Source organism: Acinetobacter vivianii (assembly GCF_014635885.1).
In the GTDB taxonomy this organism is placed as follows: Bacteria; Pseudomonadota; Gammaproteobacteria; order Pseudomonadales; family Moraxellaceae; genus Acinetobacter; species Acinetobacter vivianii.
In genome coordinates this window covers 343,327-364,421 of record NZ_BMDR01000002.1, presented here as the reverse complement: position 1 = coordinate 364,421, position 21,095 = coordinate 343,327, and the positions used below count along the sequence as shown (strand labels likewise).

The following is a 21,095-nucleotide window of genomic DNA, read 5'->3' as shown; positions in this document are numbered from 1 at the left end:
CGAACCACACTTTATATTTATTTACGCTTGCGTTGAATCGCGTGGATTGCACGACCATCTACAGCAAGTGCAGCTTCATGAACAACTTCAGAGAATGTTGGATGACCAAATGTCATTAACTGAAGATCTTCAACAGAAGATACAAATTCAAGAGCGATCATACCTTGGTGTACGATATCAGATGCAGCAGGTCCAATGACATGCATACCTAATAAACGGTCAGTTTTTGCATCAGCAACAAACTTAACAAAACCAGCACCTTCACCCGCCGCTAAAGCACGACCATTTACAGCAAAACCGAATTGACCAGTTTTAACTTCATGACCTTTTTCTTTAGCTTGTTCTTCAGTTAAACCAACCCATGCCGCTTCCGGATGTGTATAGATAACAGAAATGATTGTGTCGTAGTTCACTTGAGCTGCATGACCATGGATACGTTCAACAGCCATTACACCTTCTTCCATTGCTTTATGAGCAAGCATTGGACCACGAACTAAGTCACCAATCGCATATACACCTTCTACAGAAGTTGCACAGTGATCATTTACTTCAACTAGACCACGTTCAGTTAATTTAATGCCTGAATCATCAGCCAATAAACCTTCTGCATAAGCTTTACGGCCTACACAAACGATTAACTTATCAAAAGTCTGAGTTTTTTCTTCGCCACCTTGAGTGTATTTAACAGTCACTTCACGACCATTAACTTCTGTACCAGCAACTTTAGCGCCAATACGAATATCAAGACCTTGCTTAGTTAAAAGTTTTTGGTAGTCTTTTGCCAAAGCTTTATCAGCCATTGGTAAAAATGCATCCATTGCTTCAAATACAACAACTTCAGCACCAAGACGACGCCAAACAGAACCAAGTTCTAAACCGATTACACCAGCACCAATAACACCTAAACGTTTAGGTACTTCTGGGAAGTTTAATGCGCCAGTTGAATCAACAATAATATCTTGATCTACAGGAGCTACTGGAATATTTACAGGTACAGAACCAGACGCAAGAATTACGTATTTAGGTTCTAAAACTTGAGTCTCACCTTCATGTGAAACAAACTCAACTTTTTTACCAGCAAGTAATTTACCAGTACCTTTTAACCACTCAATACCATTGCCTTTAAGCAATTGATCGATACCACCAGTTAATTGGTCAACAATTTTGTCTTTACGAGCAAGAAGCTTAGCAAGATCAAAATTCACTTCACCAGTCGTAATACCGTGATCAGCTAAATGATGCACTGTATCTTCATAACGATGTGAAGAGTCAAGTAATGCTTTAGAAGGGATACAACCTACGTTTAAGCATGTACCACCTAAAGATGGCTTACCGTTGTGAATACGTTTTTCGATACAAGCGACTTTGAAACCAAGTTGAGCTGCACGAATCGCCGCTTCATAACCACCAGGTCCACCGCCAATAACAACAAGATCAAACTGTTGAGACATCTTTATCTCCAATGAATCTCCCCTACCTTCTTTTATCAGAGAAGAAATTTCACAAACCTTGAAACTGATCAGACTTGTGAAAGTCCCTCTTGTAATTCAAGAGGGACTTAGGGGGATTTTTAAATAAAAAGTTATAGGTCAAGAATGAGTTTAGCTGGCTCTTCTAACAATTCTTTGATTGTTACCAAGAAACCTACAGCTTCTTTACCATCGATTAAACGGTGGTCATAAGAAAGCGCTAAGTACATCATTGGCAAGATTTCAACTTGACCATTCACCGCCATAGGACGCTCTTGGATTTTATGCATACCCAAGATTGCAGTTTGTGGCTGGTTTAAAATAGGAGTTGAAAGCAATGAACCGAAAGTACCGCCGTTCGTGATTGTGAACGTACCACCAGTCATATCTTCGATGCCTAACTTACCGTCACGTGCTTTGAAAGCATAATCACGGATACCGTTTTCAACTTCTGCATAGTTCATACGGTCAGTATCACGAAGTACAGGAACAACCAGACCACGGTCAGAAGAAACTGCTACACCGATATCATAGAAACCGTGATAAACGATATCGTCGCCATCAATAGATGCGTTTACAGCTGGGTAGCGTTTTAATGCTTCAGTCGCTGCTTTAACAAAGAAAGACATAAAGCCTAAACGAGCACCATGACGTTTTTCGAAAGCATCTTTATATTGCTTACGCATTTCCATGATTGGCTTCATGTTAACTTCGTTGAACGTGGTTAACATTGCAGTTTGTTGTGTAGCCGCCAATAAACGCTCAGCAACACGCTTACGTAAACGTGTCATTGGAACACGTTTCTCGATACGCTCGCCTACAGCAACGCTTAATGGTTGAACTGATGTACCTGGCTTATGGTTCACAACATCTTCTTTAGTGATGCGACCACCACGGCCTGTACCTTGAACGTCAGCAGCATTGATACCAGTTTCAGACAATGCTTTACGTACTGCAGGTGCTTGGTTTTGATCAACAGGTTGAGTTGACGCAGCAGCCGCAGGTGCAGCAGGCGCCGCTTCTGCTGGTGCAGCAGCTTCAGGAGCAGCCGCAGAAACAGCACCAGCTTCGAATTGAGCAATCACTTCGTCAGAAAGAACTGTGTCGCCTTCATCTTTGATGATTGCAACTAAGCTACCATCAGCTGGAGCAACCACTTCTAAAACAACTTTATCGGTTTCAATGTCACAGATCACTTCATCACGTGATACAGGTTCACCTACTTTCTTGTGCCAAGTTGCGATCGTACCGTCAGCAACTGACTCTGGAAATACCGGTGCTTTAATTTCGGTTGCCATTATTTAGAATCTCCTGATTGTTCAACTTCAATAGCAAGTGCGTCATTGATGAGCTGAGCTTGTTGTTTTGCATGCAAGTATGGCGAGCCACAAGCAGGTGCGGCAGATGCTTCACGACCAGCATAGCTAATACGGATTTGTTTACCAGATTTAAGAACGTCTTCATACAAACGAGGAACGATGAATAACCAAGCGCCTTGGTTCTTCGGCTCTTCTTGTGCCCAAACAAGTTCTTGAATGTTTGGATAAGCAGCCATAACTTCAGCTAGGCGTTGCTCTGGGTATGGATACAATTGTTCGATACGAACGATCGCAACATGGTTTAAACCAAGCTCACGACGTTTTTCGAGTAAATCGTAATAAACCTTACCACCACAAAGCACTAGACGAGTTACGTCAGCCTTGTTGATTTGATCAATTTCATCGATCACAGTTTGGAATGAACCGTTTGCCAATTCATCAAGTGTTGAAGTCGCAAGTTTATGACGTAATAACGATTTTGGTGACATTACGATCATTGGCTTACGAATCGGACGAACTGCCTGACGACGTAACGCATGGAAAATTTGCGCTGGTGTCGTTGGTGTCATCACTTGCATGTTGTCTTCAGCACATAGCTGTAAGAAACGCTCTAAACGTGCAGATGAATGCTCTGGACCTTGACCTTCATAACCGTGTGGCAACAACATTGTTAGACCACAAACACGCTCCCACTTGGTTTCACCCGAAGCGATGAACTGGTCAATTACAACTTGTGCACAGTTTGCAAAGTCACCGAATTGAGCTTCCCAAACGATCAAGCTTTTCGGTAAAGTGGTTGAGTAGCCATATTCAAATGCAAGAACAGCTTCTTCAGACAATAAAGAATCATAAATCGCAGTACGCGGTTGATTTTCTTTAATGTGGCAAAGCGGAATATAAACAGAACCATCAGTTTGGTTATGTAATTTCGCATGACGGTGTGAGAATGTACCACGACCAACGTCTTCACCTGTGATACGCACAAGGAAGCCATCATCAAGCAAAGTTGCATAAGCTAAGGTTTCAGCAGCACCCCAGTTAAGTGGCATTTCACCTGTTTGCATTTTCGCACGGTCATCAATTACTTTTTGAACTTGACGCTGTAATACAAAACCTTCTGGTAATGTATTCATCTTCTGACCAAGCTCTTTCAAACGATCGATGCTGAATGAAGTATCCCAAATGTCTGTATATTCATGACCCAAATATGGAGTCCAATCAACAAACATTTTTTTGTTCGGTTCACGAACAAGCGCATTGGCAACGTGATTACCCGCTTCTAGATCAGAACGGTAGCCTTCAACCATTGCATCGGCACTTGCACGATCAAGAATTTTTTCTTGAACCAGTTGATCAGCATATAAAGTACGTGTTGTCGCTTTCTTGCTGATGACTTGATACATCAATGGTTGTGTTGCAGACGGCTCATCCGCTTCGTTATGACCACGACGGCGGTAGCAGAACAAGTCTAGGATAACGTCTTTACGGAATTCATGACGGAAATCATGCGCGATTTGAGTCGCAAAAATAACAGCTTCAGGATCATCACCATTTACATGGAAAATTGGTGACTGAATCATTTTAGCTACGTCAGTACAGTATTCTGTAGAACGCGTGTCACGTGGGTCAGAAGTCGTGAAACCAACTTGGTTGTTAATCACGATATGAACTGTACCACCTACCGTGTAACCACGAGTTTGTGACATCTGGAAGGTTTCCTGGTTCACACCTTGACCTGCAAATGCAGCATCACCATGAACGATTACAGGAAGAACATCATCACCGCCAATATCTTTACGACGTACTTGACGCGCACGAACCGAACCTTCAACAACTGGACCAACGATTTCTAAGTGCGATGGGTTAAAAGCTAATGCCAAGTGAACTTCGCCACCTGGAGTCATTACGTTTGAAGAGAAGCCTTGGTGATACTTAACGTCACCAGAACCTTTTTTATGCAGGCTCTTGCCTTCGAATTCACCAAAAAGGTCAGCTGGGTTTTTACCCATGATGTTGACAAGAAGGTTGAGACGACCACGGTGTGGCATACCAATCACAACTTCTTTACAACCTACGCTACCCGCACGTTGAATGATTTCGTTCATCATCGGAATAAAAGACTCACCGCCTTCTACACCAAAACGTTTAGCACCAACGAACTTATTACCAAGATACTTTTCCAGGCCTTCAGCAGCGGTCAAACGCTCAAGGAAGCCTTTTTTCTGATCATTGGTATAATTGAATTTGCCGCGAACACCTTCTAAACGCTGTTGAATCCAACGCTTTTCTTTAGTGTCAACGATATGCATGTATTCTGCACCAATTGAACCGCAGTAAGTTGCTTCCATGGCTTCAACCATTTCAGACAATGTTGCTTCTGCTTTTCCAATTGCGAGGTTGCCTGTATTGAATACAGTATCGAGATCTGATTTAGTTAAACCGTGAGCAGATAAATCGAGGTCAGGAACTTCTTCGCGTTTCGCAAGACCTAATGGATCGAGTTTAGCTTTTTGATGACCACGGTTACGGTAAGCAGCGATTAATTGTAATACACCAATTTGACGACGCTCATGTTCTGTACTTACAGTGCTTTGAACAACAGGTTGAACTCGGCTTGCATTACGACCCAGAAGGAGGAATTGCTCGCGCACACTGCCGTGTGGTTGATCACCTTTAGGGTATTTATCGAAATATTCACGCCAATCCTCTGACACTGAGGTTGGAGAAGTTAGGTACTGTTCGTATAGCTCTTCAATATACGCTGCACTATCAGCGGAAAGTTCAGTGTCAAGACGCAATGCGTCAGCAACTTCTTGCATTTTTGGACCCATTTCCTATTGCAAAAAATAATACAGGCTGCCTTTTAAGCACACCCATGATTCATAGTGCCAAATTGGTAACACGACACTACTACCCAAGGTAATCCAACCTTGAGACATTATTACTACACATCAGGAGTATTTCCCTTTGATGTAACAAATGAGCCATGCACCTTCAATTCAAGACACATAACTCATTTTTCATACTCGATGAAATCGAGCAATTTTTTGCAAATCATTTTAGAAAAATTAACTAAATTTTTAACTTTTCTAAATTGACTTTTTCAATGAAATCTGTACAAATCTTGAAGGCTTTCTTTAACGATAAGCTCAAGAATCTGCTTATTTTTTGATTCCAGTTGTGGCAGAAATCCTAACATGTTCTCAAGCTTGGATTGATTTTTTTGACACATACCATCTATAAAGCAGCGAAATACACATATCAAATTATATTCTAATATACCGCCCTTTTGATAAAAGTTGCACTCCAATCGATCAAAAATAAACATTCTCTACAAATATTGCACAAAGCGCGCTCAGTTTGATTAAAAATAAATCAACCCATTTACCATATCGATTTTGATGATTTTAATTAACAACAAAACCCATAAATATTTAAGGTCAATTTTTTAAAATTCAAGCCTCACTTTATTCAAACAAACATTTTTCAACCAATTTTGATGATTTCGAAAAATAAAAAAGAAGCCCCTCTCGGGGCTCCTTTCTTGCCTAGAAAAAACAGATTAGCCTGCTTGATCTAACAGCATGTTACGAATGTGACCAATTGCCTTTGTCGGGTTCAAACCTTTAGGACATACAGATACACAGTTCATGATCCCTTTACAACGGAACAAAGAGAATGGGTCGTCTAAACGAGCCAAACGCTCTTGTGTTGCTGTATCACGAGAGTCGATGATAAAGCGGTATGCATTTAACAATGCAGATGGCCCAAGGAACTTATCAGGGTTCCACCAGAATGATGGGCATGAAGTTGAACAACATGCACAAAGAATACATTCATACAAACCATCTAAGTGTTCACGTTCTGCTTGAGACTGTAAACGCTCTTTCGCTGGTGCTGGCTGGTTGTTGATCAAGAACGGTTGAATCTTGTCATATTGATCATAGAACTGGTTCATGTCTACAACCAAGTCTTTTACAACTGGTAAACCAGGTAAAGGACGGATCACAATCTTCTCTGGTAAATCGTTCAGGTTCCACAAGCACGCTAAACCATTTTTACCATTGATGTTCACACCATCCGAACCACAAATACCTTCACGGCAAGAGCGACGGAATGTTAATGATTCATCCTGCACTTTCAACGCAAGTAACGCATCAAGCAACATACGGTGCTTATCGGTTAACTCAAGTTTGAAAGTTTGCATGTACGGCGCTTTATCCTTATCAGGATCATAGCGGTAGATTTCGAATGTACGAGTGCCTCTACTCATCTTTGTTCTCCCGATTAGAATGTACGTGGTTTAGGTTCAATTGCTTCAACCGTTAACGGGCTGAAACGCACTGGCTTATATTCAAGACGGTTGTCTGCTGAATACCATAATGTATGCTTCATCCACTCATCATCACGACGACCGTAAGAGTAAGTTGGGTGATCCGGTGCTAACTCATAGTCAACAACGGTATGCGCACCACGACATTCTTTACGTGCAGCAGCAGAAATCAAAGTTGCCTTCGCTACTTCATACAAGTTTTCAACTTCTAACGCTTCAACACGTGCTGTGTTAAATACGCGAGACTTGTCTTTCAAATGAATGTTACGAACACGTGATTCGATCGCAAGGATTTCTTTTACGCCTTTGTCAAGCAATGCTTGAGTACGGAATACACCTGCGTGATCCTGTACGATGTCACGGATCGCATCAGCAACTTCTTGTGCATTTTCGCCAGCAGTTGATTCATCCAGTTTACGTACACGTTCTAAGGTATTTACCAATACATCTGTTGGAAGCGGTGCATAATCATCGCCATGATGCTTGGTTACATAATCAATGATGTGCTCGCCCGCTGCTTTACCAAATACCACAAGGTCAAGCAATGAGTTGGTACCTAAACGGTTTGCACCATGTACAGATACGCAAGAACATTCACCAATCGCGTAGAAACCTTTTACAGGCTTCACATAGTCACGCGTACCTTTATAAGAATACTCTTTAGTATCTTTATCATAGTGAGCAGAGAATTGACCCTCTTCTACACCATGCGGCACAACCACTTGACCATGAATATTCGTTGGAATACCACCCATTTGATAATGGATTGTTGGTACAACTGGAATTGGCTCTTTCGTACAGTCAACGTTTGCGAACTTCTTACCAATCTCAAATACAGATGGAAGACGTTTCATAATCGTTTCAGCACCCAAGTGAGTCATATCAAGTAAGATATAATCCGCTTTAGGACCACAACCACGACCTTCTTTAATTTCCTGGTCCATTGAACGTGATACGAAGTCACGTGGCGCCAAGTCTTTCAAAGTTGGTGCATAACGTTCCATGAATGGTTCGCCGTCTTTGTTACGAAGGATACCACCTTCACCACGACAACCTTCAGTTAACAATACGCCTGCGCCCGCAACACCCGTTGGGTGGAATTGCCAGAATTCCATATCTTGTAATGGAATACCCGCACGAGCAGCCATACCAAGACCGTCACCAGTGTTGATATAAGCATTGGTTGATGCACGGTAAACACGACCAGCACCACCAGTAGCGAATAAAGTCGCTTTCGCCTGGAATACGGCGATGTTACCAGTTTCCTGATCGATCGCTGTCACACCAAGAACATCACCCGCTTCGTTACGGATCAAGTCTAATGCAATCCACTCAACGTAGAACTGGGTGCCCATTTTCACGTTGCTTTGATATAAGGTATGCAATAACGCGTGACCTGTACGGTCAGCAGCAGCACACGCACGTGGAACAGCTTTTTCGCCATAGTTTGCAGAGTGACCACCGAATGGACGCTGATAGATCGTACCATCTTCGTTACGGTCAAAAGGCATACCCAAGTGTTCAAGCTCGTAAACAACTTTTGGCGCTTCACGGGTCATGAACTCGATTGCATCCTGATCGCCTAACCAATCAGAACCTTTAACCGTGTCATAGAAGTGATAGTGCCAGTTATCTTCTTGCATGTTACCTAACGACGCACCAATACCACCTTGAGCAGCAACTGTATGCGAACGTGTCGGGAATACTTTGGTCAATACCGCAACTTTTAAACCAGCTTGAGCAAGTTGGTAAGCAGCGCGCATACCAGAACCACCACCACCGACGATAACCGCGTCGAAAGTGAGGTTTTGAATATTTGAATAATCTTCTTTAGGGTTAATTGCGCCCATGATCTCTTCCTATCAATTTGCCCAGAAAATCTGGATACCCCAGATTGCGTACACGATCACTGAAATAATGACAGCAGAAGTCAGTACAAGGCGTAAACCTGAAGCTGAAGGACCCATTTGACGAGTCGTTACATAATCAGTAAAGACTTGCCACATACCAATCCAAGCGTGTGCAACGAGCGATAACACTGCTAATAAAGAAAAAATCTTCATTGGCAAAGTCAGCATAAAGCCAGCCCACTGTTCATAACCAAATCCGCTATTGCAAAGGATCCAGCCTAATAAAACAATAGTGTATGCAGCCAACACCACAGCACTAACACGCTGGATATACCAATCGCGAGAACCTGAACCTGTTAAACCTGTAGCACTTTTCATCAGAACATAATCCATACGAATGCTGCGACAATACCTACCGCAGACAAGATCAATGAAACTGTAGCTGCGATACGACCGCTTTGTAATTCTTCAGCAAAACCGAGGTCAGCAAGCAAGTGCTTGATCCCTGCGATAAGGTGGAAAATTAAACCTGCTACAAATACCCATACGACGAAACGTACAATGATATTTCCGAAAACGACATTTTTAACGTAGTCAAATCCTTCTGGTGAAGATAAAGATTTATCCAAAATCCATAAAAGAACAGCGACTAATAAGAAAACGATTACACCTGATAGACGGTGTAGAATTGATGCAATAGCCACGGGTGAGCGTAAATTTACCGCTAACACCTGACCCATGGACAAATTGACAGGTCTGTTGCTTTTCACAGCGGGCATCCTGTAGGTAGAAACTCCATCCGGAGTTTGTTTGAATTAATTCAAAGGAAAGCTGGCATTGTTAGGCAAGCACAGCACATGCCTAACCTATAAACGACATCGAATTATAAAACGTGAAATATCAAAATACAAACAATCAGCTTTCGCTTTAGTCGAAAAAAACTTTAAATAAGAATCATTCACACGCATAATAACGACCAAAAATCCACCAAACTCAGTCAAAAAACACTATCTAATTGTTTTGTAATGATAAAAATAAGATACTATTTTTTATAGATACTTTCTAATTTATAAATTCTTTTCTTATATTTTCTCAAAATAATGCATTTTTAAGTTTTTATTTGTCCAAATAATCACACTTTACGCATGCTTTAAAATAATACTGCTCATTTATATATTAAATATAATCAATTAATAATCTATTTTTATATTTCAACACTCAAAGCCAATGAGTCATTTTTTATACGATCAATTGCACCAAAATGAATCAAATATTAGTTTACATGTAAAGTTTTTAACCATTTTTTAATGACCAGTAAAGGCTAAACCTAGAGAATTACAGGCTTTTGAAAAGTGATAAGTATTTATTTTATAAGCATCAAAATATAGGCAATCTAAAAATTTACTTACAATTGTACTGATGCTTCATTTTTTTTATGCACCTAAAACTTGATTTGACATATTATACTCGACCGGTGCTGTGATTTTACTCAGTTTTTTCTTCGATACTGAATGACTAATTGACTGTAGCAACGTCATTTTTTATCCCTAAGTATAATTGACAAAATTTTAGTAGCCACTAATCTTATAGCAAATTTTGACACCGTCTGATTCGCACATGACAAGATTAGTATTTCGAGTCAGATAATCATTCACCAGGACAGGAGATCTATTGAATGTCTGCAGCAACTGGCAAAAAAGCCGTATTACAGCTTGATGGCAAAGAAATTGAATTACCAATTTACAGCGGCACATTGGGCCCAGATGTAATTGACGTTAAAGATGTATTAGCATCAGGTCACTTTACTTTCGATCCTGGTTTTATGGCGACAGCGGCTTGCGAATCTAAGATCACATTCATTGATGGTGACAAAGGTGTGTTATTACACCGTGGCTATCCGATTGATCAATTAGCGACTCAAGCAGACTACTTAGAAACTTGCTACTTATTATTAAATGGCGAGCTTCCAAATGCTGAACAAAAAGCAGAATTTGACGCTAAAGTACGTAACCACACGATGGTTCACGATCAAGTAAGCCGTTTCTTCAATGGTTTCCGTCGTGATGCTCACCCGATGGCTATAATGGTTGGTGTTGTTGGTGCGTTATCTGCGTTCTATCACAATGCGTTAGACATCGAAGATGTTAATCACCGTGAAATCACTGCGATTCGCTTAATCGCAAAAATCCCTACGCTTGCAGCGTGGAGCTACAAATACACTGTAGGTCAACCATTCATTTACCCACGTAATGACCTTGGTTATGCAGAAAACTTCTTACACATGATGTTTGCTACGCCTGCTGACCGTGATTACAAAGTAAACCCTGTTCTTGCTCGCGCAATGGATCGTATCTTCACGCTTCATGCTGACCACGAACAAAATGCGTCTACTTCTACAGTTCGTCTTGCTGGTTCTACTGGTGCGAATCCGTATGCATGTATCTCTGCTGGTATCTCAGCACTTTGGGGACCTGCTCACGGTGGTGCAAACGAAGCTGTACTTAAGATGCTTGATGAAATTGGTAGCGTAGAAAACGTTGCTGAATTCATGGAAAAAGTGAAGCGTAAAGAAGTTAAACTCATGGGCTTCGGTCACCGTGTTTACAAAAACTTCGACCCACGTGCGAAAGTCATGAAACAGACTTGTGACGAAGTTCTTGAAGCCTTAGGCATCAACGATCCGCAATTGCAACTTGCAATGGAACTTGAACGTATTGCGCTTAGCGATCCGTACTTCGTAGAGCGTAAGCTTTACCCGAACGTAGATTTCTACTCAGGTATCATCTTAAAAGCGATTGGTATCCCAACAGAAATGTTTACGGTAATCTTCGCGCTTGCACGTACAGTAGGCTGGATCAGCCACTGGTTAGAAATGCACAGCGGTCCATACAAAATCGGTCGTCCACGTCAGCTTTACACAGGCTCGACTCAACGCGACATCAAACGTTAATTCATATTAGCGTTGATAAAAAAGGATGCTTATGCATCCTTTTTTTGTTTTATCCGTTATGCTTGAGAAAAATAATACCTACATACCTTTATATACACCCCACTAAAATATTGAAGCAATGAACAAAAAGTCCGCTGTTTTATACGAAACAACAATCACAGCATACGAAATGAAGATTCCGTCATTTGTGCTGTTTTTGGCACTGATCATTCTGAGCTGGTTATCTTTGGTTTACTGCTTCTACGATTTTAGCCTTTATTATTTTTATCAAATTCTTCCCCTCTTTGCTCAACTGCTTAATATTGCGTTGATGTTGAGCCTATTGATACCTTTTCTTTATCTTTATAACCAGCTTTATCAAAAATGTTTTAGGCAAACAATTACGCTTAAACTCTATCGGCAAGGTCTCGGTCTGGAAAAATCAGCGCAAACTTCTTTTTATCCTTGGCAAGATTTGATTCATATTCAACTGCGACAACATCATGCCCAGATCCATAGCTTAAACCTGCTGACCAAAACAGCACCTTATCGGCAATATTTTTATTTTAATTCATGGATGTGGCCTGCCACTTTAACCCAACAACACAGTGAGTTGTTACAGTTTTGGAAAAAACTGGAATCTCTGGCTAAGCAGCAACAATTCCAACGTACCAGCAATGCCAATATCAACAAGAAAACCCATGTTGACATCATGACCTTGATCGCCGATCCACAGGCACAAACTGCATTTCAGCGTAAAGAAAAGTGGATTTCCACAGCTTTTATTCTTGGTATTTTAGCGAGCTTCAGTACGTTTATTGCTTTATTACTCTGGCATGAATTTGATGATGGCAGCGTCAAATTACCTGCTCAACAAATACAGTCAATCTCTGGGACAAATTTTGAAACTTTTCAAAATCAGGTCTATATTTTTAAACAAGGCCAAGGCACATTTTTACTTCCCGCTGCGAGTGCCAATCAATTTACAGGCTTAGCTTTAAACAATCTCCCTGATCGTGCCGATGAACTCTATAGTAATGTCGGCAAAACACCGCAACAGGTTTACTGGCAAGATCATGTGCTCACTCAGCTAGATCCAGCCCATACGCACTATTTAGGGAATGATTACACCAAAGATCAACAACACGTTTACTTTCAGGATAAGCCCTTAACCAACGCAAATGCAGCTGGTTTTACTGCGATATTACATCCACAATTTAATGCACTCGGCTATTTCTATGCAAAGGATGATCGACAGGTCTATTATAAAACACATGTTTTAACCGACTTAAATCCTCAACAGAGCACGGCTTTCTACAATAGCAATGAATATATTCACGATCAGCAATTTGTCTATTTTCAAGATAAAAAGTTGGACAAGCTCAATGCGCAACACACCCAGATTTTTAGTAGCAGCAACCGTTTTAGTCAAAACCTGAGCCTAGCTACGGATGGTCGATCTTTTTATTTAAATGAGAATCCACTCCCCCATGTGGCTGAACATAAGTTTTGGGGAACCGCCGCTGTCGATGCTTCACACTTACAACTGATTGGCCATCAAAGTAGTGAACCTTACCCGGGAAATTTCAGCTATCTTTTTGCAGATCAGCAATACATTTATGTTTATGATGAGTTTTATCAAAGCTTAAAAGTGCTCTATCACTTTCCGCAACCTGTCCACTTAAAGGTTTTAGCTGATCGCCGTTTTAGTGATGGTGAGCATATTTATACCATCCATGAAAAACTGTACCGCACCAAAGGCCGATCTTCTGGATCGACCTCTCATGGTTTTCGCATCAGTTTAATTCGTGAGTCAGATCAGCAGCGCTTGGCCAGATATTTTGCCCGCAACCCAAGTTCGTTAAAACTGTCTAACCTGTTTCAGCCTAACCATACTAGGTAGCACATGGACGAAATCTATTACCCTCATCAAAGTGAATCGTTACAGCTAAAATCTTTGTTAAATTTCATCTTCTTCTAATTCTAATGCACGCAACAGGGTGTTACTGATGCCATCTGCACGTAACCATGCCAGCTCATAGCTCGCTTTCGCCAAAGCCAGTACACGACGTTCAAACTCATCCCAGATCGGTTTAACCTGAGCATCACCAATCCCAAGACCGCTCTCATGCGCCAAGTGCTTATTCTTCTCACAAATCTTTAAGGCATGATAAAGCTTACGACCTTTACTAGCGCTCTCTAACACCCTGATCCGCTTATTCTGAATAAAGCCTTCAATATGCTGCAAGTTCGCATGTGGCAATAAAGGCACAAGAATTTGATCGAGCTGTGCATCTAAACGCTTCCACACCATCAAACGTTGCTCGGCGGTATAGGTATTCCACTGAATCACCTCGTGATTAAAGCGACGACAACCACGACAGACCAGATCACCAAATACCGTTGAACAGCGCCCTGCACATGGGGTCAATGATGGAATTCGACGATCATTACTCAAAACCAACTCCTATAAAACCATATTTATTTTATGGTTTTCTCGCTTATTTTCAGATTTCACGCTAAGATATGCGCCTTATTTTCCTATCTTAATACATTTGGAGTTATCCATGAACGCTACTGTAGAACAGCTTGCACCTGTAGAACAGCAAGCGACCAATAATTGGGTTGTTGCAGCACTATATCAATTTAAAGAAGTTTCAGATGCAGCCGATCTGCAACAACGTCTTTTGGACTTAGTGAATAGCATCAATTTATGTGGAACTCTAATTGTCGCTTCTGAAGGAATTAACGGTACGGTTGCGGGTGACCGTGCTGCCATTGATACGCTTCATCAATTTCTTTTGAACGAAGGATTTAACGCAATGGAATATAAAGAGTCTGAAAGCTCTGACAAACCATTCCGTAAAATGAAAATTAAACTTAAAAATGAAATTGTAACTTTAGGTGTAGAAGTGAAACCACGTGATTTGGTTGGCCACTATCTTGATCCTAAAGAATGGAACGAGCTAATTAGCCGTGATGATGTGATCCTGATTGATACCCGTAATGACTATGAATATAAAGCGGGTACCTTCAAGGGTGCAATCGATCCTAAAACAGAGACTTTCCGTGAATTTCCTGAATACGTAAAACAGAACCTTGAACAGCATAAAGACAAGAAAATTGCAATGTTCTGTACCGGCGGTATCCGTTGTGAAAAATCGACCTCTCTCCTTCTTCAAGAAGGTTTCAATGAAGTCTATCACCTGAAAGGCGGTATTCTTAAATACCTAGAAGAAACTCCTGCTGAAGAAAGTATGTGGGAAGGTGAATGCTTCGTTTTTGACGGACGCACTGCGGTTACTCACGGCGTTGAAGAAGGCGAAAATATCAAGTGTCACGCGTGTGGCTGGCCACTCACTAAAGTTGAAGCTGAGCTTCCAAGCTATGAACATGGCGTGTCTTGTGTTTACTGTATTGATAAAACCTCAGACAAACAAAAAGCAGGCTTCCGTATGCGCCAGTCACAAATTGCGGCTGCTAAACGCAAACGTCTGTAAAACGCCAAACAGACTGTATTCAAGCCATAGTTAAACTATGGCTTTTTTATGACAATGATAAAATGATGTAACGATTCGCTGCTTGAGCATTACAACAAGCACAACTATGCTAAAAACAACAATCAAATGAATCATATAAGGACATTATGGGACTGGAACAATGGGTTCTATCTATCATGGAGAAATTGGGATATTTAGGTATCGCATTTTTAATGTTTCTGGATAACGTTTTCCCGCCTATTCCTTCAGAAATTATTATGCCCTCAGCAGGCTACACAGCATCGAAAGGTGAACTCACTCTCATCGGTGTGATTATGGCAGGCAGTGCCGGTTCTATTCTCGCAGCGATGCTGTTGTATTGGATAGGACGAAAAGTTCCTCAGCAACGCTTGTTTAAACTAACCGAACGCTACGGCAAGTATTTACGTATTCAAGTGTCTGATTTAGAAAAAGCACTAGACTGGTTCCATAAGCATGGGCATCGTATTGTCTTTTTTGGCAGAATGATTCCTGCGGTACGATCTTTGATTAGTATCCCTGCTGGCATGAGTAAAATGCCTTTTGCAAAGTTTATGTTTTATAGCATTGCAGGCACCTTAATCTGGACCAGCTTTCTAGCTTATTTAGGTTTTCATTTTAGTCAGAATCAGGCATTGATGAGCCTGGTCATGCAACGTATCAGCACCATCATTTTAGCGATCGTTATTCTGTATCTATTGTGGTGGGCGATTAAGAAATTTTATCTCAACAAATCCAATCAATAATCCAAACCCTACGGTATTCAAACGACAATTCTCAAGATCACTAATTCAAAGTAGCCAACCATAACTGGCTTTGCTGCATTTCGTCTCTTAGCCAATCTCTCAATAACAGCTTTCGAACATCCTCTTCAAACGGTTGTGCCGATAAAAGATAGTAAGATGAACCATCGGCATAACCAGAGGCTACCTGTTGCAGCAAATGATATTTAAGTTCCCTTTCAACCATATAAGCCGAAACAACAGTTGTTCCCAATCCAGCCAGACAAGCTTCAATGCATAAATAAAAATGCTCAAGAGAAACAGCTTTCATCTCCTTGAGTTGCGCTTGATGATGACGCTTAAATTGTTTCCACAATTGAGGCCTAGACTTGGAAATAAATACCTGATTTCCCGTAGACTGTTCATGCTTAGCTTTTACATAGAGCATTTGCTCATCTGCAATTTTTTCACTGTAGACCGCAGTACCCCAATCAAAATCATCTCTCCGTAAAGCCAAGTCAATATTTTGCGCCCTGAAATCGACCTCTCCTCCCGCAGTTAACAGACTGACCTCAAACTCAGGATAAAGCTGTTTAAATTGCGCTAAACGAGGAATCAGCCATTTCATTGCAATCGTTGGCTCGCAAGACAACACTAGATTCTTTTTTATGTCCGTCTGTTGTTGTAATTGTAATAAGCATTGATCAAGCTGCTGGAACACTTGCTGGCAACAATCAAATAAAATCTCACCTTGTTGGGTTAATCGTAATTTTCGTGCTTCCCGAATAAATAAAGCAAAACCGAGCATCTCTTCCAGACTTTTAAGCTGCTTACTCACCGCACCTTGTGTCACAAATAAGCGTTCTGCGGCAATCGTCATGCTTTCATAACGAGCAACATAATAAAAAAACTTAAGAGAATTCAAAGATAAACGCTCAATCATTCCAAAAACTCATGCATAAACAAGAATTAATTTCGTTTTTAAATATAACAAGAATATGAAAAATATAGAAATTGTTAAAATGATTAGCTTAGGAATAGATGAGTGAATGAAATAATTACGGTAGGCTTGGTCACCTTATTGGCAGTTATTAGTCCAGGTGCAGATTTTGCCCTCGTAAGCCGAAATAGTTATCTTTATGGTCGATCTTTGGGGCTCTGCACTGCTTATGGTATTGCTTGTGGTGTCTGGGTGCATGTTGCATATAGCGTGATTGGATTAACGTTTTTGCAGCATCATATTCCCAGTTTAATTCATATTATCCAGTATATTGGAGCGACCTACCTGATTTATATTGGCTATAAGATATTCACTCAAGCGCCAGTTAAATTGAATGACAAAAATATTGATCTGACCCGCTGGCAAGCATTTAAACATGGCTTTTTCACCAATAGTCTAAATCCTAAAACCACATTATTTGTCATGAGTATTTATTCTCAACTCACCAGCACCGAAAATAGCAATATGACACTTCTCGGCTATGGGCTTTTTATTTCTGCAAGTCACCTCGCATGGTTTTGCATGATTGCCATTTTTTGTGCTACCCCAATGATTCGAAATAAGATTTTATCCAAGCAAATAATCATTAATCGTGTAATTGGTGCTGTACTCAGTGGTTTAGGGCTTAGTTTATTTTTTGCCACATTTTAAGGTTTAAAATAATAATCATCGCGATATATATACCCTGATCTGATTTTAATCATAAAAATCCACCAATAAAAAAACGTCCTCTAGGGACGTTTTCATATTTATTTTTTCTAGGGCAGCTTTTTTAAGCTGCTCCAGATGTAGCATTACGCTGGCGTATGATACATCAAATAGAGTTCATTTAAGTTTTCAGGAATTTCTTCTGCCAATTCATCCATTAGCTGACCATTACGGCGGAAAGATTCCATTTGTGGATCTTCTTCATCAATTCCGCTAAAGACCATGATTGGTAAGGTTAAGTCAATCAACTGTTCTTCAAACTCAGGTGCAAACCACGCATCTTCATTGAGGAACATCGCATCAACAAAACCAACACTCCAATCGCCCAAGCTTGACTCAACATCAGCTTCTTCGATTTCAAATGGAAACTCGATTCCATTTTCATTGGCTAAATCCTGACGAATAGATTCCAACCAAAGCTTCACCTGCTCAAGTACTTCAGCAGGAAGTTTTTTATGGTTACCTTCGAAAAGTTCATCTAACCAACGATCAAATTGTGGACCAACGGCAATTGCACACAAAAAGCCATGAGTCGCTGCAAAATCTAGACCGTATTCGTTTTGATCACCGTCAAGATAATTACTCAATAAGTCTAAATCTAACGTGCTCATTCTTTGTTTAATCCAATTTTAAAAATACATCGGCAACAGCATAACATTTTCGGGCGTGAAGTCTTAGCAATTTCGCTTAGTCTTCGTCGTCAAGGTCATCATCGTCGAAATCATAGTCAAAATCTTTTAATTCTCGTTCTAAACGACGTTGAGCTAAAAGGTCATCAATTAAACGGCGCTTTTCTAATGATTCTTTAGCGCTGATTTTTCCTGATGACTCATCAAAACCAACATCATCTTCACCGTAGTTATCATCATCTAGTTCAAAATCTGTAGAAGACACTAAGTACCTCTAATGAAAAAATGTTAATGGGTCTAGCCGCTATTTATCGGTCTTGGCCCACCTTGTCAAGTTTTATTTGTTTTTTTTACCATAAAACCGTGTTTTGTACTTTTTTTCGGCAGTTTTTTTGTGTATTTATAATTCAGGGACATCAACAATGAAAAAAGTTCTTTAAACAGGAATTACGCTTGAAAAATTATGACTTAACCCCATATTCAATGAACAAACGTGAAATCAAATCTATTTTTTATTTAGAGCAAACGGATCAAATCCAAAACATTCATCGTGAATTGTGCTATCATGCACGGTTTTTCACCGCCACAGATTCAACAAAAGAGTAAGCAAAGATGAGCGATATGAATTCCCCTACTTCGCAAGTAGCGGCTCTGATTAGCCGAGGCAAAGAGCAAGGTTATTTAACTTACGCTGAGGTTAACGATCATCTACCAGACTCAATTACGGAAAGTGAGCAGATTGAAGACATCATCCAGATGCTTCAAGACGTTGGTATTCCAGTGCATGAACGTGCGCCAGAAACTGATGACACCATGTTTGGTGAATCAACCGAAGCTGCTGACGAAGTTGCCGAAGAAGAAGCTGCTGCCGTATTAGCATCGGTTGAAAGTGAGCCTGGTCGTACCACTGACCCTGTACGTATGTATATGCGTGAAATGGGTACAGTTGAACTTCTTACACGTGAAGGCGAAATTAGCATTGCAAAACGCATCGAAGAAGGTATTCGTGACGTTTTACATTCGATTGCTTACTGGCCAAATGCTGTTGAAGTTGTTTTACAAGAATATAATGATTTTTTAACTGGCGAACGTCGTCTTGCCGATATTCTTTCTGGCTATTTAGATCCGGAAACTGACGAAGAAATTCCAGAAGTTCTAGAAGAAGCTGAGATTGAAGAAGAAGATGAAGAGAAAGATTCTTCTAAAGCCAAAGACGTCAAACTTGATGATGATGACGAAGAAGAAGAATCTGAAGGTGATGATGACTCTGAAGGTGATTCAGGTCCAGACCCAGAAGTTGCTAAAGTTCGTTTCTCAGAATTAGAAGCGGCTTGGAACGAAACAAAAACAGTTGTGGCAAAACACGGTCGTAACAGTGAAGAAGCGAAAGCGGCACTCGAAGCGCTTGCTGCTGTGTTCATGATGTTCAAATTTACGCCACGTCTGTTTGAAATCATTTCAGAAATGATTCGTGGTACACATGAACAAATCCGTTCAAATGAACGTGAAATCATGCGTTATGCAGTACGTCGTGGCCGTATGGACCGTAACCAGTTCCGTACCACCTTCCCTGAGCAAGAATCGAATCCTGCATGGTTAGACGAACAAATTGCAAAAGCACCTGCTGAAACCAAAGCACATTTGGAAAAAGTACGTCCAGACGTATTGGCATTCCAGCAAAAGATTGCCGATATCGAGAAAGACCTTGGCTTAAACGTTAAAGACATCAAAGAGATTTCTAAACGTATGGCTGTGGGCGAAGCGAAAGCACGCCGTGCCAAAAAAGAAATGGTTGAGGCCAACTTGCGTTTGGTAATTTCGATTGCGAAAAAATACACCAACCGTGGTTTACAATTCCTCGATCTTATTCAGGAAGGTAACATCGGTTTGATGAAAGCCGTAGACAAGTTTGAATATCGTCGTGGTTATAAATTCTCGACTTATGCAACTTGGTGGATTCGTCAGGCGATTACCCGTTCGATTGCGGATCAGGCACGTACCATTCGTATTCCAGTACACATGATTGAAACGATCAACAAAATCAACCGTGTGTCTCGTCAGCTACTTCAAGAAATGGGCCGTGAGCCTACACCTGAAGAATTAGGTGAACGTCTGGAAATGGACGAAGTTAAGGTTCGTAAAGTACTTAAAATCGCAAAAGAACCGATTTCGATGGAAACACCGATCGGTGATGATGAAGATTCGCATCTTGGTGACTTCATTGAGGACTCAAACATCACTTCTCCAGTAGATGCTGCGACCTCGGAAGGCTTGAAAGAAGCGACGCGTGAAGTGCTTGAAAACTTGACTGAACGTGAAGCGAAAGTATTGAAAATGCGTTTTGGTATCGATATGCCAACCGATCATACTTTAGAAGAAGTAGGTAAACAGTTTGACGTTACACGTGAACGTATTCGTCAGATTGAAGCGAAAGCATTACGTAAGCTTCGCCACCCTTCTCGTTCTGAACACTTACGTTCATTCTTGGAAAACGACTAATCTTTGGGACATCTTGAGTGAGGGCTAAAGCCCTTATTCAAGACTTGAAGTTCAATACTTCATCCCCATCTATGTATTAGATCAAAAGCGCCTGCACTGATGCAGGCGTTTCAAATTAA

The 21,095-nt window shown here is 40.8% G+C and carries 17 protein-coding genes; 6 read left to right on the top strand and 11 right to left on the bottom strand.

Annotated elements, in window-relative coordinates; translation table 11 throughout:
* Positions 1-17: 17 nt before the first annotated feature.
* From lpdA to sdhC, 7 genes are all read right to left on the bottom strand, one after another.
* Positions 18-1,451, bottom strand: coding sequence for a dihydrolipoyl dehydrogenase (gene lpdA / locus IEV36_RS05530; RefSeq protein ID WP_004775161.1), 1,434 nt, complete (start codon positions 1,449-1,451; stop codon positions 18-20).
* A gap of 131 nt (positions 1,452-1,582) precedes the next feature.
* Positions 1,583-2,767 (bottom strand): 2-oxoglutarate dehydrogenase complex dihydrolipoyllysine-residue succinyltransferase, encoded by a 1,185-nt coding sequence (gene odhB / locus IEV36_RS05525; RefSeq protein ID WP_005259194.1) that lies wholly within the window; start codon positions 2,765-2,767, stop codon positions 1,583-1,585.
* The gene (locus IEV36_RS05520) at positions 2,767-5,607 is read right to left on the bottom strand and encodes a 2-oxoglutarate dehydrogenase E1 component (protein WP_004775165.1); all 2,841 of its coding nucleotides are present in this window, start codon (positions 5,605-5,607) and stop codon (positions 2,767-2,769) included. Before IEV36_RS05520 ends, odhB begins: the two co-directional genes overlap by 1 nt.
* A gap of 743 nt (positions 5,608-6,350) precedes the next feature.
* Positions 6,351-7,061, bottom strand: a complete 711-nt coding sequence (locus IEV36_RS05515; RefSeq protein ID WP_004664446.1) for a succinate dehydrogenase iron-sulfur subunit — start codon at positions 7,059-7,061, stop codon at positions 6,351-6,353.
* A 14-nt stretch (positions 7,062-7,075) separates the two neighbouring features.
* Entirely contained in the window at positions 7,076-8,971 is a 1,896-nt protein-coding gene (gene sdhA / locus IEV36_RS05510; protein ID WP_005259195.1) for a succinate dehydrogenase flavoprotein subunit, read from the bottom strand.
* A gap of 12 nt (positions 8,972-8,983) precedes the next feature.
* Positions 8,984-9,349, bottom strand: a complete 366-nt coding sequence (gene sdhD, locus IEV36_RS05505) for a succinate dehydrogenase, hydrophobic membrane anchor protein (RefSeq protein WP_004775170.1) — start codon at positions 9,347-9,349, stop codon at positions 8,984-8,986.
* The gene (gene sdhC, locus IEV36_RS05500) at positions 9,349-9,750 is read right to left on the bottom strand and encodes a succinate dehydrogenase, cytochrome b556 subunit (protein WP_050560019.1); all 402 of its coding nucleotides are present in this window, start codon (positions 9,748-9,750) and stop codon (positions 9,349-9,351) included. The genes sdhD and sdhC overlap by 1 nt, the downstream gene beginning before the upstream one ends.
* Positions 9,751-10,646: 896 nt before the next feature.
* On the opposite strand from sdhC, the gene gltA reads away from it, so the two are divergent.
* Together gltA and IEV36_RS05490 are read left to right on the top strand one after the other, a co-directional pair.
* Positions 10,647-11,921: a citrate synthase gene (gene gltA, locus IEV36_RS05495; protein ID WP_004775175.1), complete on the top strand. Its 1,275-nt coding sequence runs from the start codon at positions 10,647-10,649 to the stop codon at positions 11,919-11,921.
* Between the two features lie 118 nt (positions 11,922-12,039).
* On the top strand, positions 12,040-13,803 hold the full coding sequence (locus tag IEV36_RS05490; protein ID WP_005259197.1) for a DKNYY domain-containing protein: 1,764 nt from the start codon (positions 12,040-12,042) through the stop codon (positions 13,801-13,803).
* A gap of 57 nt (positions 13,804-13,860) precedes the next feature.
* Here the strand turns inward: IEV36_RS05490 and IEV36_RS05485 are convergent, their stop codons facing one another.
* Positions 13,861-14,358, bottom strand: coding sequence for a DUF1289 domain-containing protein (locus IEV36_RS05485; RefSeq protein ID WP_004775178.1), 498 nt, complete (start codon positions 14,356-14,358; stop codon positions 13,861-13,863).
* A gap of 109 nt (positions 14,359-14,467) precedes the next feature.
* Between IEV36_RS05485 and trhO the strand changes: the two genes are divergently transcribed.
* Both trhO and IEV36_RS05475 read left to right on the top strand, forming a co-directional pair.
* Positions 14,468-15,400, top strand: coding sequence for an oxygen-dependent tRNA uridine(34) hydroxylase TrhO (gene trhO, locus IEV36_RS05480; protein ID WP_005259199.1), 933 nt, complete (start codon positions 14,468-14,470; stop codon positions 15,398-15,400).
* 146 nt (positions 15,401-15,546) lie between these two features.
* Positions 15,547-16,164 (top strand): DedA family protein, encoded by a 618-nt coding sequence (locus IEV36_RS05475; protein ID WP_005259209.1) that lies wholly within the window; start codon positions 15,547-15,549, stop codon positions 16,162-16,164.
* A gap of 40 nt (positions 16,165-16,204) precedes the next feature.
* On the opposite strand, the gene IEV36_RS05470 is transcribed toward IEV36_RS05475, so the two are convergent.
* The gene (locus IEV36_RS05470; protein ID WP_005259210.1) at positions 16,205-17,083 is read right to left on the bottom strand and encodes a LysR family transcriptional regulator; all 879 of its coding nucleotides are present in this window, start codon (positions 17,081-17,083) and stop codon (positions 16,205-16,207) included.
* Between the two features lie 102 nt (positions 17,084-17,185).
* On the opposite strand from IEV36_RS05470, the gene IEV36_RS05465 reads away from it, so the two are divergent.
* Positions 17,186-17,791, top strand: a complete 606-nt coding sequence (locus tag IEV36_RS05465; protein WP_005259211.1) for a LysE family translocator — start codon at positions 17,186-17,188, stop codon at positions 17,789-17,791.
* Positions 17,792-17,934: 143 nt separating this feature from the next.
* Here IEV36_RS05465 and IEV36_RS05460 read toward each other — a convergent pair whose 3' ends face one another.
* Together IEV36_RS05460 and IEV36_RS05455 are read right to left on the bottom strand one after the other, a co-directional pair.
* Positions 17,935-18,459: a YecA/YgfB family protein gene (locus IEV36_RS05460; protein WP_005227080.1), complete on the bottom strand. Its 525-nt coding sequence runs from the start codon at positions 18,457-18,459 to the stop codon at positions 17,935-17,937.
* Between the two features lie 76 nt (positions 18,460-18,535).
* The gene (locus IEV36_RS05455) at positions 18,536-18,742 is read right to left on the bottom strand and encodes a PA3496 family putative envelope integrity protein (RefSeq protein ID WP_004775189.1); all 207 of its coding nucleotides are present in this window, start codon (positions 18,740-18,742) and stop codon (positions 18,536-18,538) included.
* 347 nt (positions 18,743-19,089) lie between these two features.
* On the opposite strand from IEV36_RS05455, the gene rpoD reads away from it, so the two are divergent.
* A complete protein-coding gene (gene rpoD, locus IEV36_RS05450; RefSeq protein ID WP_004775191.1) occupies positions 19,090-20,976 on the top strand; it encodes an RNA polymerase sigma factor RpoD in 1,887 nt (628 codons plus the stop codon).
* Positions 20,977-21,095: the final 119 nt, after the last annotated feature.